Annotated in this window: 1 protein-coding gene; it reads right to left on the bottom strand. The window is 30.0% G+C overall.

The window, feature by feature from the left end; genetic code table 11:
* Positions 1-31 precede the first annotated feature (31 nt).
* Positions 32-257: DUF7366 family protein (locus HMPREF3270_RS04095; protein ID WP_256324340.1), on the bottom strand; the 226-nt coding region annotated here is incomplete at its 5' end.

Here is a 257-nt window from a genome sequence, read left to right on the forward strand (position 1 = left end):
TGTAAGCGTTAAGATAATTTTAAATATAGTTTTAATCATTCTTATCATCTCCAGTGTCAATCAAACTAGGTATTAACTTAAGCATAGCTCTTAATTCGTATTCGTTCGTATTAGCCAATATAGGGCTGTAAAATTTACTTTCTTTATCATTGATGGCTTTGATAAACTCATCTTCAAGTTTAGCTTTTTCTTCGGGCGGACTATCTTTATATCTTTTTATTATCTCAGTGTATTTTTGGGGAAACTTCATTTTAGGA

Source organism: Staphylococcus sp. HMSC65H10 (genome assembly GCF_001839185.1).
Taxonomy (GTDB): Bacteria; Bacillota; Bacilli; order Staphylococcales; family Staphylococcaceae; genus Staphylococcus; species Staphylococcus simulans.